The sequence below is a fragment of the Aeromicrobium sp. CF3.5 genome (genome assembly GCF_051262695.1).
Taxonomy (GTDB): domain Bacteria; phylum Actinomycetota; class Actinomycetes; order Propionibacteriales; family Nocardioidaceae; genus Aeromicrobium.
This window is the reverse complement of record NZ_JBIMEZ010000002.1, coordinates 608,898-623,733: the sequence shown is the minus strand read 5'-3', so window position 1 is coordinate 623,733 and position 14,836 is coordinate 608,898. Positions and strand designations below refer to the sequence as shown.

Below are 14,836 nucleotides of genomic sequence, written 5' to 3'. Positions count from 1 at the left end.
ACGAGGTGTCCACGGTGCGACCGTGGAGACGCTAGGTGCGCGCATCGTGTCTGGGGGCGTGCCCCAGGGCGAGGTGCTCGACCTGCCCGCTCTGGGTGAGGAGCTCGATGTCAGCAAGACGGCGTTGCGTGAGGCTCTGCGGGTCCTCACCTCCAAGGGACTTGTCGACGCTCGGCAGCGCAAGGGCACCTTCGTGCGGCAGCGGGACAGCTGGGACATGCTCGACAGCGACGTCATCCGGTGGCACACGCCGGGGCATGGGGCCGCGCAGATCCTTGCTGACCTTGCCGAGGTGCGAGCGATCATCGAGCCCGCGGCGGCGGCGCTCGCCGCTGCGCGCAGGGATGATGTCGAGATCGAGCAGCTTCGGGAGGCTCAAGAAGCGATGCGTGCTGCGCACGGTGGCCGCCCAGAGGAGGCGACTGCCGCGGATCTGCGCTGGCATCGGACCTTGCTGCGAGCCACCCACAACGATCTGCTGGCACGCATGGATGTCTTCATCGAGCCGGGTCTGCTGCTGCGGGACTCCCTCGTGCACGATCACGGCGCCGACGACCCCGTCCCCGCGCACGATGCGGTGACGATGGCGATCGCTGCGCAGGATCCCGAGGGTGCGGCGCGCGCGGCTTCGGCCCTGCTGGAGAAGGCCGCCGACGACCTGTCTGCGGTGCTTGGCCTGACGACAGGGGAGACCTCGTGAAGATCACACGCGTCGAGACATTCGCCATCGCTCCTCGGTGGGTGTTCTGCCGGGTCGAGACCGACGACGGCCTCGTGGGCTGGGGTGAGCCGGTCGTCGAGGGACGCGCTGCCACGGTGCAGGCTGCCGTCGAGGAGCTCACAGACCTGCTGATCGGTCAGGACCCACGTCGGATCGAAGACCTGTGGCAGATCATGACGAAGGCGACCTTCTACCGGGGTGGACCGGTGCTGTCCAGTGCCGTGGCCGGAATCGATCAAGCCCTGTGGGACATCCTCGGACGGTCGCTCGGGGTTCCGGTGCACCAGCTGCTCGGCGGCGCAGTCCGGGACCGGGTGCGGGTGTACGGATGGATCGGTGGCGATGACCCGCAGGCGGTGGCCGACGCGGCGCGCGAACAGATCGAGAACGGTCTGACGGCCCTGAAGATGAACGCCTCGGGGCGGATGTCGCCCATGCCGACCGTCCGGGAGATGGACGAGGTGGTGCACCGGGTCGCGTCGGTGCGCGAGGCCGTCGGCGACGACAACGACATCGCGATCGACTTCCACGGCCGGGTGGGTGTGGCCACCGCACGTCAGCTCGTGCAACAGGTCGCCCCGTTGCGCCCCTTCTTCGTGGAGGAAGCGGTGTTGCCCGAGCACACCCACCGCCTCGGGGAGGTCGTCGCCGCGAGCACCGTGCCGCTGGCGTGCGGTGAGCGGCTCTACTCGCGCGCAGAGTTCCTGCCGGTGCTCCAGGCCGGGGTCGCTGTCGTCCAGCCCGACCTCTCCCACGCCGGCGGGATCTCCGAGGTGCGCCGCATCGCCAGCCTGGCCGAGACCTTCGGCGCCAGCCTCGCACCTCACTGTCCCCTCGGCCCGCTGTCGCTGGCCGCGAGCCTCCAGGTGGCCTTCGCCACGCCGAACTTCCTCATCCAGGAGCAGAGCATCGGCATCCACTACAACGTCGGCGCCGACATGTTCGACTACCTGCTCGACACGGCCCCCTTGCAGTTCACGAACGGATTGATCGAACGGTGGGACACCCCTGGCCTCGGGGTCAGCATCGACGAGACCGCCGTGCGTGCGGCCGCCGAACAGGGTCATCGCTGGCGATCTCCGGTGTGGCGACACGACGACGGCAGCTTCGCCGAATGGTGACCACGAACGTTTCCCCGTCCTGAACGAAAGGTGATTGCATGACCTCCGACGTCAATTGTGAGCTTCGTGAGCGGCTGACCGAACATCGTTTGGTGGCCATCATCCGTGGCGACGTACCCGACGCGTGCGTCCGCACTGCGGTGGCCCTGGCAGAGGAGGGCGTGCGGCTGCTCGAGGTCTCACTGACCACCGCCGGCGCGATCGGCGTGCTGTCGCGCCTGTCCGCCGAGCTCGGCGATGAGGTTCGACTCGGGGCCGGGACGGTGCTGACTGCGCAGGACGCTCAGAGCGCTGCTGATGCCGGTGCCCAGTTCATCCTCACCCCGGCCCTGTCCGAGGGCCTCGCTGAAGCGCGGCGGATCGGACTGCCGGTGATTCCGGGCGCACTGACACCAAGCGAGGTGCTGGCCGCTCACGAGGGCGGGGCCGCGGCCGTCAAGGTCTTTCCGGCGAACCTGTTCGGACCGGCCTACCTCGACGCCCTGGAAGGGCCGTTCCCTGACATCTCCTTGCTGCCGGTGGGTGGGGTGAGACTGGATGACGTCGCCCCCTATCTGGAGCGCGGTGCGATCGCGGTGGGAGTCGGCTCGCCCTTGTGCGGCGACGCACCGTCCGGCGGTGATCTGCGATCGCTGCGGGAGCGCGCCCGCACCTACGTCTCGGCTGTGCATCAAAGGGCGCAGCGATGAGGGACGTGGTGACGATCGGGGAGACCATGATGGCGCTGCGCGCTCAGGGACCGGTACAGCTGGCAGCGCCGATGTTGACCAGCATCGCGGGTGCTGAGTCCAACGTCGCCATCGCGCTGAGCCGACTGGGACACGTCAGCGCCTGGGTGGGCCGCGTCGGTGAAGACTCGCCCGGCGACCTCATCGTGCGGACCCTTCGTGGCGAGGCCGTCGACGTCTCTGGTGTCGTTCGCGACCCCCATCACACGGGGATCATCATCTTCGAGCGTCGCATGCCCGGTGTGCAGAAGGTCGCCTACGCGCGGGCGGGGTCGGCCGGCTCACGCCTCGTCGCGGACGACCTGCCGCCGCTGCTCGACACTCGAGTCCTGCACGTCACCGGGATAACTCCGGCGCTGTCCAGCGGTGCGGCGGACGCTGTCGTTGCCGCCTGCTCCCGCGCGCGGGAGCAAGGCGTGCTGGTGTGTCTGGACGTCAACCACCGCCCGCGGTTGTGGCCGCGAGAGCGGGCCAGCGAGTTCTTCGCGAGGCTGCGGTCCCTGGTCGATGTCGTCGTCGCCTCGCCCGATGAGCTCTCGCTCCTGATCCCTGACGCCGAGTCCACGCGAGACGGCGCCCACCAGCTCGTCGCAGACGGGGTGCGCGAGGTGGTGGTCAAGGACGGGTCGGGCGAGGCGTACGTCGTCACAGCCGAGGAGACGATCAGCGCGCCAGCGTTTCGGGTCGAGTCCGTCGACGCGATCGGCGCCGGGGACGCCTTCGTCGCCGGCTATCTCTCGGGGCTGCTGGACGGTATCGGCATCGCCGACCGGCTGGTCCGGGCCCACACGTTGGGTGCGTTCGCGGTGGGCGTCGAGGGCGACTGGGAAGGCCTTCCGACCCGCGCAGAGCTCGGTCTGCTCGACAGCGGTGACGGCACGGTGCTGCGGTGAGCGTGCTCGACGGCCCCTGGGAGGTGCTCAGTGTCGGGGACTCCGGCTGGGACCTGGGCGAAGGTCTACGGTCGACCGAGGCCGGTCTTGTGGCGGTCGACCTGCTGGCCGGACGTCTGTATCGCGTCGATCTGGCAGCCCGTGCGGTCCACCAGATCCTTCAGGTCGACGACGTGCTCGGTGCAGTGGCCGCCGCCAGCGGCGATCATGACTGGATCGCGGCGATCGGAACCGGGGTGGCGTTGGTGTCGGGCGACGAGATCTCCTGGTTGGGACGACCGGTGGAGGGTGGTCTCCCTCGACGAGTCAACGACGCCGTGTGTGATCCCGCGGGCCGGTTCTGGTTCGGCACGATGGCCTACGACAACGCACCGGGAGCGGGTGCGCTGCACCGATTGGGTCCTCACGGAGACGTGCGAACGATGCTGGAGGACGTCACCGTCCCGAACGGGCCAGCCTTCGTGAGCGACGGCTCGATCATGTATCTCGCAGACAGTGCAGCCGGCACGATCTACCGCATCCTGATCGGTGCGGACGGTGAGCTGGGCTCGGCAACGGTGTTCGTGCAGGTCCCTGACGGTTCCCCCGACGGGATGATCGTCGACGAGGCGGGATGTCTGTGGTTCGCCGTGTGGGGAGCGGGCCAGGTGTGGCGGGTGGACCCCACTGGCGCCGTGCTCGACGTTCTCGACCTCCCAGCCAGTCAACCGACGTCCGTTTCCCTGCACGAAGGCCACGTCGTGGTTTCCACCGCGGCTCACGGCCTGCCCGATCCTGCAGCAGCGGACGGGCACCTGCTGGTCGCGCCGTGCAGCGTCGGAGCGCCCCGGGCTTGCCGATACGAAAGCCTCAAGGACGGCTAGTCTCGATGACATGGGAACTGCAGTCGTCGTCGGATCTGGACCCAACGGGCTGTCGGCCGCGATCGTGCTGGCCAAGGCCGGGCTCGACGTCACGGTGCTCGAGGCTGCAGACGAGATCGGCGGCGGCACCCGAACGGCCGAGCTGACGCTGCCGGGCCTGGCGCACGACGTCTGTTCGGCGATCCACCCGATGGGCGTCGCGTCGCCGTTCATGCGCTCGCTCGATCTGGAGCGGCACGGCCTGCAGTGGGCCTTCCCCGAGGTCGACGCCGCCCATCCGCTCGACGGCGGTCGCGCGGGCGTGCTGTTCCGCGACCTGGACCGCACCGCCCGGCACCTGGGTCCCGACGGCGCAGCGTGGCGCGGCCTGCTCGAACCTCTGGTCGCCGGCGCCGATGACCTGATGTCAGAGCTGCTGGGGCCGATCATTCACGTGCCACGGCACCCGCTCACGCTGGCTCGCTTCGGACTGCCAGCCCTGCTGCCGGCCACCGTGCTGGCCCGTCGCTGGAAGACCGACGAGGCCCGCGGCCTGTTCGCCGGGCTCGCCGCGCACGCCATGCGGCCCCTGAGCAGTCCGACCACGGCCGGACTGGGACTCACCTTCGCGGTGACGGCGCACGCCTATGGCTGGCCGGCTGCAGTCGGCGGCTCAGCCGCGATCACCCGAGCGATGGCCGCAGAGCTGCTCGAGCACGGCGGACGCATCGAGACCGGTCAGCTGGTCACCGACCTCCCGCAGGCGGACGTGGTCATGTTCGACACCGGCCCGGGCGCCGCTGCCGACATCGCCGGTGACCGTGTGCCGCCGCTCATCAGGCGGGCGCTGCGCCGCTGGCGCACCGGGCCTGGCGCCTTCAAGGTGGATCTGGCGGTCGAGGGCGGCATCCCGTGGGCCAACGAGTGGTGCCGCAGGGCCGGCACCGTCCATGTCGGTGGAACGATCGAGGAGATCGCGGCTGCAGAGAAGGACGTGTCCCGGGGCCGCATGCCCGAGCGCCCGTTCTGCCTGGTGGCGCAGCAGTACCTCGCCGATCCGAGCCGCTCGGCGGGCGACGTGCACCCGGTGTGGGCCTACGCCCACGTGCCGGCCAACTACGCGGGAGACGCCACGGAGGCCGTGATCGCCCAGATCGAGCGGTTCGCCCCGGGCGTGCGGGACCGCATCGTCGCCACGGCGACCACGTCGCCGGCGCAGTGGGAGGCCTACAACCCCAACTACGTCGGCGGCGACATCGGCGGCGGCGCCAACGACCCGTGGCAGCTGCTGATGCGTCCGCGTCTGTCCCCCCACCCCTATCTGATCGGCGACGGTCTGTACCTGTGCTCGGCCTCGACGCCTCCGGGAGCCGGAGTGCACGGCATGTCGGGCTTCCACGCCGCTTCACTCGCTGTCGATCGGCTGTGAACGACACGATCGGGGAACTCGTACCCCCTGTGCACACGTTGTGCCAGTGACGCACCAGCGCGTTGAACGTTCAATTACCTCACCAGGAGCCCCCATGCGACTCCCCACCGCCCGTACCGCGTTCGCCGTGTCGGCCGCCTCGACCGTCCTGCTGCTGACTGCCGCCTGCGGCGGCGACACCACGGAGGGGGCCACCGGCAGCGACACCTCGTCGTCGGACTCCTCGGGTGCCGACACCGGAACCGACGCCGACACCTATTCCGACGGCACCTACGAGGCGCAGGGCTCGTACGCGAACCCCGGCGGCGAGTCGTCGGTCGACGTCACGCTGACCGTGGCCGACAACGCCGTCACCGAGGTCGAGGTGGCGCCCGGGGCCTCGGGCACGTCGCTGTCCTACCAGCAGCAGTTCATCGCCGGCGTCGACGCCGAGGTCGTGGGCAAGTCGCTCAACGACATCGAGGTCACCAAGGTGTCCGGGTCGTCGCTGACCAGCGGCGGGTTCAACGAGGCGCTCACGCAGATCAAGTCCGAAGCCGCGGCCTGACGATCGTGCACGCGTGGACGTTCGACGCCATCGGCACCACGTGGCAGATCGACACGCGTGCACCGCTGGCCGACGACGTCAGCGCGGCCGTGCTGCGCTGCGTCGAGACCTTCGATCAGCGGTGGTCGCGCTTCCGCGACGACTCAGTGGTGGCCGAGATGGCACGCAGTGCGGGTGAGTGGGACATCGGCGACGACGCCGCCCTGCTGGACTTGTACGACGAGCTGCACGAGGTGACGGGGGGCGCCGTCAACCCCCTGGTCGGTCGCACGCTGTCCGATCTCGGTTACGACGCCACGTACTCGCTGACCAGATCGGCTGCCCCGGCTGCAGTGCCGGAGTGGTCGACCCTCCAGCGTCGCGGGTCGACGATCACCACCACCGAGCCGGTCGTCCTCGACGTCGGCGCGGCCGGCAAGGGGCGCCTGGTCGATCGTGTGTCGGACCTGCTGGCGGGCGCCGGTCACGACGCGGCCACGGTCGATGCAGGCGGCGACATCCACCACGCCGGTCCCTCGCCGATCCGTGTCGGGCTTGAGCACCCGGGAGACCCCACCCGCGCGCTCGGCGTGATCGACCTCGACCCCGACCACGCCCTGTGCGGATCCGCGGTCAACCGGCGGGCGTGGGGTGAGGGCCTGCATCACGTGCTCGACGGACGGACCGGTCGACCGACCACCGCAGTGGTGGCCACGTGGGTCCTCGCTCCCCACTCCTGCATGCTGGCCGACGGGCTGGCGACCGCCCACTTCTTTGCCGACCCCGACGTCCTGCTCGACCGCTGGAGCCATCACTACGTGCGCGTTCACGCCGACGGTCGCGTCGACTGGTCGCCCGACCTACCTGGAGAGATGTTCACATGATGGCTGCCGCCGACCTGCCCGGACGCCGCGCGCTCGACCGCCAGCTGGGCCGCGTCACGATGTACCGGCTCGTCACCATCGCCCTCGTCGCGCTCGTCGTCGTCTCGATGCTCTACGCCGGCATCGGCGGCCTCGGGGAGGGGCTGTTCACCCTCGGGGGACAGGTGATCTCGCTGGCGGTGCTGCTGGTGGCCACGGTGGCGAGCAGCTGGGGTCTCGCCCGGGCATGGCGGGTCCAGCCCCACCTCGAGTCCTCGGTGATCACGGCTCTGCTGCTGTACTTCCTGTTCCTGCCGCAGACCGATCCGGCCAAGCTTGGCTGGTTGGTGCTGGCCGCGATCCTCGCGTCGGCCTCGAAGTTCGCCCTCGCCTGGCGCGGACGGCACGTGTTCAACCCGACTGCTGCGGGTGCGTTCGGTGTCTACGTGGTGCAGTCGGTGCTCGACGTCGACCCGCTGAACCGGGTGGGCGCGTCGTGGTGGATCGCGTCGGCGGACCTCCTGCCCTGGGTGGCCGTGGCCGCGCTGGTCGTCCTGTACCGCACGCACCGCCTGATTCTCGGCATCGTCTTCTTCGTCGTCGCGGGCGTGCTCGTGGTGCTGGGGTTGCAGTCATTCGGGCAGAGCATCGGCGATGCCGCGCTGACCGCCGTGCAGACGTCCCCGCTGATCTTCCTCGCCGGCTTCATGCTCAGCGAACCGCTGACGCTGCCGCCGCGCCGGCACCAGCAGCTGGTCGTGGCGGTGGTGGCGGCGGTCGTCTACGCCTATCCGCTGGCAATCCTTGCCGTGGTGGAGGATCCGCCGCTGTTCGGCGTCGGCGACCAGTGGCAGGTCGCCGCGCTGCTGGTCGGCAACCTCGTGGCCTTCGCCTTCGCGCGGCGGTCGGGGATGCGCCTCGAGCTCGTCGAGCGACGCGAACGCGCAGCGGGAGTGCACGAGCTGGTGTTCCGATCGCGTCGCCGGCACCGGTTCGAGCCCGGGCAGTATGCCGAGCTGCACCTGCCGCACGCCGGCACGGATGGTCGGGGGACGCGTCGCATGTTCAGTGTCAGCTCACCACCCGGTGACGGAAACACCCTGACGTTCGCGCTGCGCGTGCCCGAGCCCGCCTCGAGCTTCAAGCGGGCGCTGCTCGACCTGCCGGTGGGGGCGACGGTGCAGTCCACCGGAGTCATCGGTGACTTCCTGCTGCCGCGCGATGCCTCGGTCCCGGTGGTGCTGGTGGCGGGTGGCATCGGCGTCACGCCCTTCCTGAGCCAGCTGCGGGCCGTGCGGGAACGTGATGCCGTGCTGGTCTACGGGGTGCCCTCCGGCGACGACGTGCCGTTCGTCGACGAGCTGGAGCAGGCACGCGTCGTGCTGGTCTCTGCGACGCGTCCCACCTCGATGCCTGGATCCTGGACCTGGGTCGAGGGGGCCGGTGTCACCGCCGACATCGTGCGCAGGGCCGTCCCCGACCTCGCTGACCGCCGGGCGTACGTCTCCGGCCCGCCAGCCATGGTCACTCCGGTCGCGGCTGGTCTCCGCGGTTCCTGTGCCACCATCCGCACCGACGCCTTCACCGGTTACTGAGCGTTACCCTGACTCGAACGCAGCGCATCGAGGGGACGGTGGGGTCAGTGGTGTCGTGGCATCGAGCAGCGGTGGCGGCGGTGACGGTGGTGTTGATGGCCGGGTGCACCTCCGCATCGGATCAGGACGAGGAGCCGGCGGCGTCCACGTCCACGCCTGCGCCGAGCAATGCGGTTCCGGCCGGCGCGAGCCTGTGCGACCTGATCCCGGCTGACGATGTAGCTCGTTTCAGCGGAGACTACGAGCCACGCGAGGATCTGTTGCTGGGCAAGGAGGCCTTCATCGGCTGCGACGCCGACGGCTTGTCCAGCTTCGAGTTCGGGCTGCGGGTGGTGGACGACGGTCGGCCTCTCGAGGAGTACCTCGCCGGTGAGGCTGAGGCCGTCGAGGATGTCGGTGACGAGGCCTTCCGGGTCGCCACCGAGTTCGAGGGTGAGGTGATGGGCGAGACGATCATCGCGCGCCGCGGCGACGTCGTGGCCATCGTGCGCAACGAGCTGCTGCAGGACGGACCCGAGCGGGCGACGCCTGAGGACACGCGCGAGGTGATGGCTCTCCTGCTGACGCAGAGCGTTGATGACGTCGCCGCGATCGAGAAGGTCCGAGTGGCCGATCCGTGTCCCTCCGTGGAGGCCGCGGCAGAGGTCATCGGCGACGTGGAGGTGGCGCGAGCCCAGCCGCTCCCCGATGACCTTGATTGCGCCTACCTGTCCGGTGACACCGTCCGGCTGCTCGTGTCGCGCTACCAGGTGACCACGCCCGAGGACACCGTCGATGCAGATAATCCCGTGGAGATCGACGGCGCCGATCGGGCGAGCATTCGCGAAGACAGCTCGAGGGTCAGTGTGAGCGCACTGGTGGGCGATGTGACGTGGTCGGTCGAGGCGGCGAGCGTGGCGCGTGGCGGCGAGGTGTCGCTCGACCGAGACGTGCTCATCGCGCTCGCGGAGGATGTCATCGCCGCCGGCTGAGGGAATAGACGGGGCACGACAAGGTTGATAGAAGTAGACTCAACTTTGTCGCGGTCGTGTCCGCGGCGACATCCCGTCAGGAGCAGTCATGGACCTCTCATCGTTCACCACGCGCAGCCAGCAGGCCATCACGGCTGCAGCGTCGGCCGCCGTCGCCGCGGGAAACCCGGCCGTCGAGCCCGCTCACCTGCTCGCCGCTCTCCTCGACCAGACCGGTGGGACGGCTGCGCCGCTGCTGCAGGCGGCTGGCATCGATCCGGCCACCGTTGCCGCCGAGGCGAAGTCCCTGCTGGACGCACTGCCCTCGGCCACGGGGTCGAGCGTGAAGAACCCGGGGCTGTCCGGACCGTCGGCCCAGGTGCTGCAGCGTGCCCAGGACCAGGCCAACCAGCTCGGCGATGAGTTCGTGTCGACCGAGCACCTCGTCGTCGCGCTGTCCACCGTCGACTCGCCCGCTGCGCAGATCCTGCGCGACCGGGGCGCTACGCCTGACACGTTGCAGGCCGCGTTCGCCTCGGTGCGCGGCAGCGCCCGTGTCACCAGCCAGGACGCCGAGGACACCTACCAGTCGCTGGAGAAGTACGGCGTCGACCTGACGGCCGTGGCTCGCGCCGGCAAGCTCGACCCGGTGATCGGTCGCGACAGCGAGATCCGCCGCGTCGTGCAGGTGCTGAGCCGCCGCACCAAGAACAACCCGGTCCTGATCGGCGAGCCGGGAGTCGGCAAGACCGCGGTGGTCGAGGGCCTCGCCCAGCGCATCGTCGATGGCGACGTGCCCGAGACGTTGAAGGGCCGCCGGCTCATCTCGCTGGACCTGTCGGCGATGGTCGCCGGAGCCAAGTACCGCGGCGAGTTCGAGGAGCGCCTCAAGGCGGTGCTGGCCGAGATCAAGGACTCCGACGGTCAGGTCATCACGTTCATCGACGAGCTGCACACCGTCGTCGGCGCCGGAGCGGGCGGCGACAGCTCGATGGATGCCGGCAACATGCTCAAGCCGATGCTCGCGCGCGGCGAGCTGCGACTGATCGGCGCCACCACGCTCGATGAGTACCGCCAACGCATCGAGTCCGATCCGGCCCTGGAGCGTCGCTTCCAGCAGGTCCTGGTCGGCGAGCCCAGCCCCACCGACACCATCGCGATCCTGCGGGGGCTCAAGGAGCGCTACGAGGCGCACCACAAGGTCGCCATCTCCGATGCCGCACTCGTCGCGGCCGCGACCCTGTCCGATCGCTACATCACGGGTCGTCGTCTGCCCGACAAGGCCATCGACCTGATCGATGAGGCCGGCAGCCGGTTGCGCATGGAGATCGACTCCAGTCCGATCGAGATCGACGAGCTGCGCCGCTCGGTCGACCGGGCGCGGATGGAGGAGATGCACCTCGAGCGCGAGGACGACGACGCCAGCCGCGAGCGGCTCGCGGCCCTGCGCGGCGAGCTGGCCGACCAGCAGGAGACCCTGCGCGCGCTGGAGCAGCGGTGGGAGGCCGAGAAGCAGAGCCTCAACGCCGTCGGGGACATCAAGGAGCGCATCGACGAGGTCCGAAGCGATGCGGAGCGTGCCCATCGCGAGGGTGATCTCGCCACCGCATCGCGGCTGAACTACGGGGAGATCCCGACGTTGGAACGGCAGCTGGCCGAAGCTCAGGCCGCCGAGGCGGCGCGTTCGGACGAGCCGCAGATGTTGCACGAACAGGTCACCGCCGACGACATCGCCGAGGTCGTGGCCGCCTGGACCGGCATCCCCACGGGCCGTCTGCTCGAGGGCGAGACCGGCAAGCTGCTGCGCATGGAGGACGAGCTCGGCCGCCGCCTGATCGGCCAGAAGGCGGCCGTGCAGGCGGTTTCTGACGCGGTGCGCCGCTCCCGGGCCGGTATCTCAGACCCCGATCGTCCGACCGGTTCGTTCCTGTTCCTCGGGCCCACCGGTGTCGGCAAGACCGAGCTGGCCAAGACGCTGGCGGAGTTCCTGTTCGACGACGAACGGGCCATCATCCGCATCGACATGAGCGAGTACGGCGAGAAGCACAGCGTCAGCCGGCTGGTCGGTGCGCCTCCGGGATACGTCGGGTACGAAGAGGGCGGTCAGCTGACCGAGGCCGTGCGGAGGCGTCCCTACTCGGTCGTCCTGCTCGACGAGGTGGAGAAGGCACACCCCGAGGTCTTCAACGTGCTGCTGCAGGTGCTCGACGACGGTCGCCTCACCGACGGCCAGGGCCGCACGGTCGATTTTCGCAACACCATCATCGTGCTGACCTCGAACCTCGGCTCCGGCCTGGAGCGCGATGCCGTCATGGAGGTCGTCCGTGCGTCGTTCAAGCCCGAGTTCCTCAACCGGCTCGACGAGATCGTCATGTTCGACCCGCTCGACACCGACGCGCTCACCCACATCGTGGACCTGCAGCTGGCCCTCCTGGAGCAGCGGCTCGCCGTGCGACGCATCGGTCTGGAGGTCACGGACGCGGCCAAGGAGTGGTTGGCGCTGACGGGCTTCGATCCGCAGTACGGAGCGCGGCCCCTGCGCCGACTGGTGCAGCAGGCCATCGGCGACCGACTCGCCAAGGCGCTGCTGGCCGGGGAGGTCCGCGACGGTCAGGCGGTGCGGATCGACCGATCGACCGACCGGGAGGGCCTCACGGTCGAGCCTGTCTGACCGCGTGGTTGGGCGGGCATGGTGGGATGGTCGGTGTGAGTAAGCCCGCCCGACCGCAGCAGGTGACGTCGGCCTGCCTGTTCCTGGGTCTGAGCAGCGCTCTGCTGCTGTTCTTCGTCATCGGCTGGCTCAGCTCCTGGAACTCGCTGGCGATCCAGGAAGGCCTGACCGAGGCGCTGGCCGACCTCGACCTCGGCGCAGCCGGTCTGAGCGTCCAGGGCACCATCGACGGACTGCGTACCGCGCTGATGGTGGCGACGGTGCCGCTGGTCGCCGGCGCGGTGTTCGCGGTGTACGCGGCGCGGGGCCACGAACAGTCGCGCACGCTGCTGTCGGTCGTGGCGGTGTTGAACGCGGTGGTCTTCGTGGCCACCGGTGGGATCATCGGCCTGATCCCGGCCGCCTTTGCGGTGGCGGCCATCGTGCAGCTGCGCAGCCCCGACGCGCGTCGCTGGTACGCCGAGGTCAACGGCCGGGAGGTCCCGCCCGAGCTGGTGCGCTCTGCCGCTGCTCCCGCCGGTGGCGCCTCGACCTCCGCCGCGCGTCCTGATCCGTTCGCGCCGGGTGCTGTCCCAACGGGCACTGCCCCAACGGACACTGCCCCAACTGGCACTGCTCAGTCCGGTCCGCCGTCGCCGGTGCGCACCGCCACGCTCATTACGATGCTGTCCACCGGACTGGCCGCTGTGCTGAGCGCAGCGTTCCTGGCGGTGTACGCCGTCGCCGGTGACAGTCTCGCCGATGCGATGCTCGAGGCCCAGGCCGATTCGCCGTTCTCCTCGATGATGGAGAGCTCCGCCACCGACATCACCGCGGGTCTTCGGACGGTGGCCGTGATGTGCGCCATCGCGCTCGCGCTGGGCCTCGTGGCGCTGGTGGCGAGCATCCGACTGGCTCGCGGACACCGCGACGGGCACGTGGCACTCACCGTGGCGAGCGCCGGCACCATCGGGCTCGGCCTGTTCACGCTCGTCGGGCTGCCGTGGGCGGGGATGGCCGTGTGGGTGCTGGTGCTGCTGCGCCGTCCCGAGTCCCGCGCATGGGTCCGATGACGGTGTGAACGCCGTCACGAGGCTAGTCTGAAGACATGTCTGACACTGTCCCAGCAGCCCTCGTTCGCCCTCACGTCGTGGTGGTTGGCGGCGGTTTCGGCGGCATCGCGACCGTGCGCAAGCTCGCCCGTGCCGACGTCGACATCACCTTGATCGATCGGCACACCTACAACACGTTCAACCCGTTGCTCTACCAGGTCGCGACCGCCAGCCTGAACCCCGGCGACGTCACCTGGTTCCTGCGCGCGATCCGCGCCAAGCAGGACAACGTCCGGTTCCTCAAGGGCACCGTGACGTCGATGGATCACGACGCCCAGGTCATCAACCTCGACGGCGGCCACTCGGTCAAGTACGACTACCTCGTCATCGGCGTGGGTGTCACGGCCAACTTCTTTGGCATCCCCGGAGCCCCTGAGTTCTCGATGCCGCTGTACCGCCGCTCGCAGGCCCTCGCGGTGCGCGACAAGATGTTCGCCAATCTCGAGTACGCGGCGGTCAATGGTCAGGACCGTGACCTGCGCATCGTCGTGGTCGGCGGCGGTGCCACCGGCGTCGAGACCGCCGGTGCCTTCGCCGAGCTGCGCAACAACGACATGCCGGTCACCTATCCCGAGCTGGACGTCGATCGCGTCCACATCACGCTGGTGGAGATGATGCCCCACGTGCTCGGGCCGTTCCACCCCAAGCTGCGCGACTATGCCAGGAAGTCACTGGAGAAGCGCGATGTCGACCTGCGCCTCGGTACGGCAGTCAAGGAAGTCCGCGAGGACGGCGTGATGGTCGAGACCGACGGCACGGAGGAGTTCATCGCCGCCGGCATCGTCGTGTGGGCCTCGGGCATCACCGCCCACTCCGTCGTCGGTGACTGGGACGTCCCGCAGGGCCGCGGCGGTCGCATCGAGACCGACGCCCACTGCCAGGTTCGTGGTCGCAGCAACGTGTTCGCCATCGGGGACGTCGCGATCGATCCGGACAACCCGCTGCCGCAGCTCGCCCAGCCCGCACTCCAGGGCGGCAAGCACGTGGCCAAGCTGATCAAGGCCGATGTCCGGGGCAAGCGCGACAAGGTCAAGCCGTTCACGTACTTCGACAAGGGCACCATGGCCACGATCGGCCGGGCCTCGGCCGTGGCGGAGATCAAGTACCTGCCTCGACTCAAGGGCTTCCTGGCCTGGATCATCTGGGTCGGCCTGCACATCGCGACGCTGCTGGGCAACCGCAACCGCCTCGCGACGCTGATCAACCTGTCGGCCAAGTACCTGTCGGTGGGCAGCCACAACGCGATCGTCGGCGAGACCCCGCCGATCGCCGCGACCCAACCCCAAGTCATGAAGTCGACGACCCCCCGCAAGCCCGCCAAGAAAGCCGCCAAGAAATCGGCCAAGTGAGCCAACGGCTCAAGTGAGCCAACGGCTCAAGTGAGCCAACTTTTGTAGCGCTACGCA

13 protein-coding genes are annotated in these 14,836 nt (G+C 69.5%); all 13 read left to right on the top strand.

Features of this window, described 5'->3' with window-relative positions; translation table 11 throughout:
* The first annotated feature begins 22 nt into the window (after positions 1 to 22).
* The gene (locus ACHAA3_RS06655) at positions 23 to 700 is read left to right on the top strand and encodes a FadR/GntR family transcriptional regulator (protein ID WP_435708164.1); all 678 of its coding nucleotides are present in this window, start codon (positions 23 to 25) and stop codon (positions 698 to 700) included.
* A complete protein-coding gene (gene dgoD / locus ACHAA3_RS06650) occupies positions 697 to 1,842 on the top strand; it encodes a galactonate dehydratase (protein ID WP_435708163.1) in 1,146 nt (381 codons plus the stop codon). Before ACHAA3_RS06655 ends, dgoD begins: the two co-directional genes overlap by 4 nt.
* A gap of 38 nt (positions 1,843 to 1,880) precedes the next feature.
* Positions 1,881 to 2,531, top strand: coding sequence for a bifunctional 4-hydroxy-2-oxoglutarate aldolase/2-dehydro-3-deoxy-phosphogluconate aldolase (locus ACHAA3_RS06645; protein ID WP_435708162.1), 651 nt, complete (start codon positions 1,881 to 1,883; stop codon positions 2,529 to 2,531).
* Complete coding sequence (locus ACHAA3_RS06640) at positions 2,528 to 3,463, top strand: sugar kinase (protein ID WP_435708161.1); 936 nt, start codon at positions 2,528 to 2,530, stop codon at positions 3,461 to 3,463. The genes ACHAA3_RS06645 and ACHAA3_RS06640 overlap by 4 nt, the downstream gene beginning before the upstream one ends.
* Entirely contained in the window at positions 3,460 to 4,326 is an 867-nt protein-coding gene (locus tag ACHAA3_RS06635; protein WP_435708160.1) for an SMP-30/gluconolactonase/LRE family protein, read from the top strand. The genes ACHAA3_RS06640 and ACHAA3_RS06635 overlap by 4 nt, the downstream gene beginning before the upstream one ends.
* 10 nt (positions 4,327 to 4,336) lie before the next feature.
* Positions 4,337 to 5,734, top strand: a complete 1,398-nt coding sequence (locus ACHAA3_RS06630; RefSeq protein WP_435708159.1) for a phytoene desaturase family protein — start codon at positions 4,337 to 4,339, stop codon at positions 5,732 to 5,734.
* Positions 5,735 to 5,828: 94 nt separating this feature from the next.
* A complete protein-coding gene (locus tag ACHAA3_RS06625; RefSeq protein WP_435708158.1) occupies positions 5,829 to 6,281 on the top strand; it encodes an FMN-binding protein in 453 nt (150 codons plus the stop codon).
* 5 nt (positions 6,282 to 6,286) lie between these two features.
* The gene (locus ACHAA3_RS06620; protein ID WP_435708157.1) at positions 6,287 to 7,144 is read left to right on the top strand and encodes an FAD:protein FMN transferase; all 858 of its coding nucleotides are present in this window, start codon (positions 6,287 to 6,289) and stop codon (positions 7,142 to 7,144) included.
* Positions 7,141 to 8,718 carry an FAD-dependent oxidoreductase gene (locus ACHAA3_RS06615; protein ID WP_435708156.1) on the top strand — a complete coding sequence of 526 codons (1,578 nt, stop codon included), beginning with the start codon at positions 7,141 to 7,143 and terminating at the stop codon, positions 8,716 to 8,718. The genes ACHAA3_RS06620 and ACHAA3_RS06615 overlap by 4 nt, the downstream gene beginning before the upstream one ends.
* A 95-nt stretch (positions 8,719 to 8,813) precedes the next feature.
* The gene (locus tag ACHAA3_RS06610; protein WP_435708155.1) at positions 8,814 to 9,689 is read left to right on the top strand and encodes a hypothetical protein; all 876 of its coding nucleotides are present in this window, start codon (positions 8,814 to 8,816) and stop codon (positions 9,687 to 9,689) included.
* A gap of 88 nt (positions 9,690 to 9,777) precedes the next feature.
* The gene (gene clpB / locus ACHAA3_RS06605) at positions 9,778 to 12,339 is read left to right on the top strand and encodes an ATP-dependent chaperone ClpB (protein ID WP_435708153.1); all 2,562 of its coding nucleotides are present in this window, start codon (positions 9,778 to 9,780) and stop codon (positions 12,337 to 12,339) included.
* Positions 12,340 to 12,374: 35 nt separating this feature from the next.
* On the top strand, positions 12,375 to 13,391 hold the full coding sequence (locus ACHAA3_RS06600; protein WP_435708152.1) for a hypothetical protein: 1,017 nt from the start codon (positions 12,375 to 12,377) through the stop codon (positions 13,389 to 13,391).
* 35 nt (positions 13,392 to 13,426) lie between these two features.
* Positions 13,427 to 14,779, top strand: a complete 1,353-nt coding sequence (locus ACHAA3_RS06595; protein WP_435708151.1) for an NAD(P)/FAD-dependent oxidoreductase — start codon at positions 13,427 to 13,429, stop codon at positions 14,777 to 14,779.
* Positions 14,780 to 14,836 lie beyond the last annotated feature (57 nt).

Excerpts from the sequence above, each read along its gene's own strand:
- ACHAA3_RS06615 (WP_435708156.1), top strand. The coding sequence starts at position 7,141 with ATGATGGCTGCCGCCGACCTGCCCGGACGCCGCGCGCTCGACCGCCAG.
- ACHAA3_RS06645 (WP_435708162.1), top strand. The coding sequence starts at position 1,881 with ATGACCTCCGACGTCAATTGTGAGCTTCGTGAGCGGCTGACCGAACAT.
- ACHAA3_RS06625 (WP_435708158.1), top strand. The coding sequence starts at position 5,829 with ATGCGACTCCCCACCGCCCGTACCGCGTTCGCCGTGTCGGCCGCCTCG.
- clpB (WP_435708153.1), top strand. The coding sequence starts at position 9,778 with ATGGACCTCTCATCGTTCACCACGCGCAGCCAGCAGGCCATCACGGCT.
- ACHAA3_RS06640 (WP_435708161.1), top strand. The coding sequence starts at position 2,528 with ATGAGGGACGTGGTGACGATCGGGGAGACCATGATGGCGCTGCGCGCT.
- ACHAA3_RS06595 (WP_435708151.1), top strand. The coding sequence starts at position 13,427 with ATGTCTGACACTGTCCCAGCAGCCCTCGTTCGCCCTCACGTCGTGGTG.
- ACHAA3_RS06610 (WP_435708155.1), top strand. The coding sequence starts at position 8,814 with ATGGCCGGGTGCACCTCCGCATCGGATCAGGACGAGGAGCCGGCGGCG.
- ACHAA3_RS06630 (WP_435708159.1), top strand. The coding sequence starts at position 4,337 with ATGGGAACTGCAGTCGTCGTCGGATCTGGACCCAACGGGCTGTCGGCC.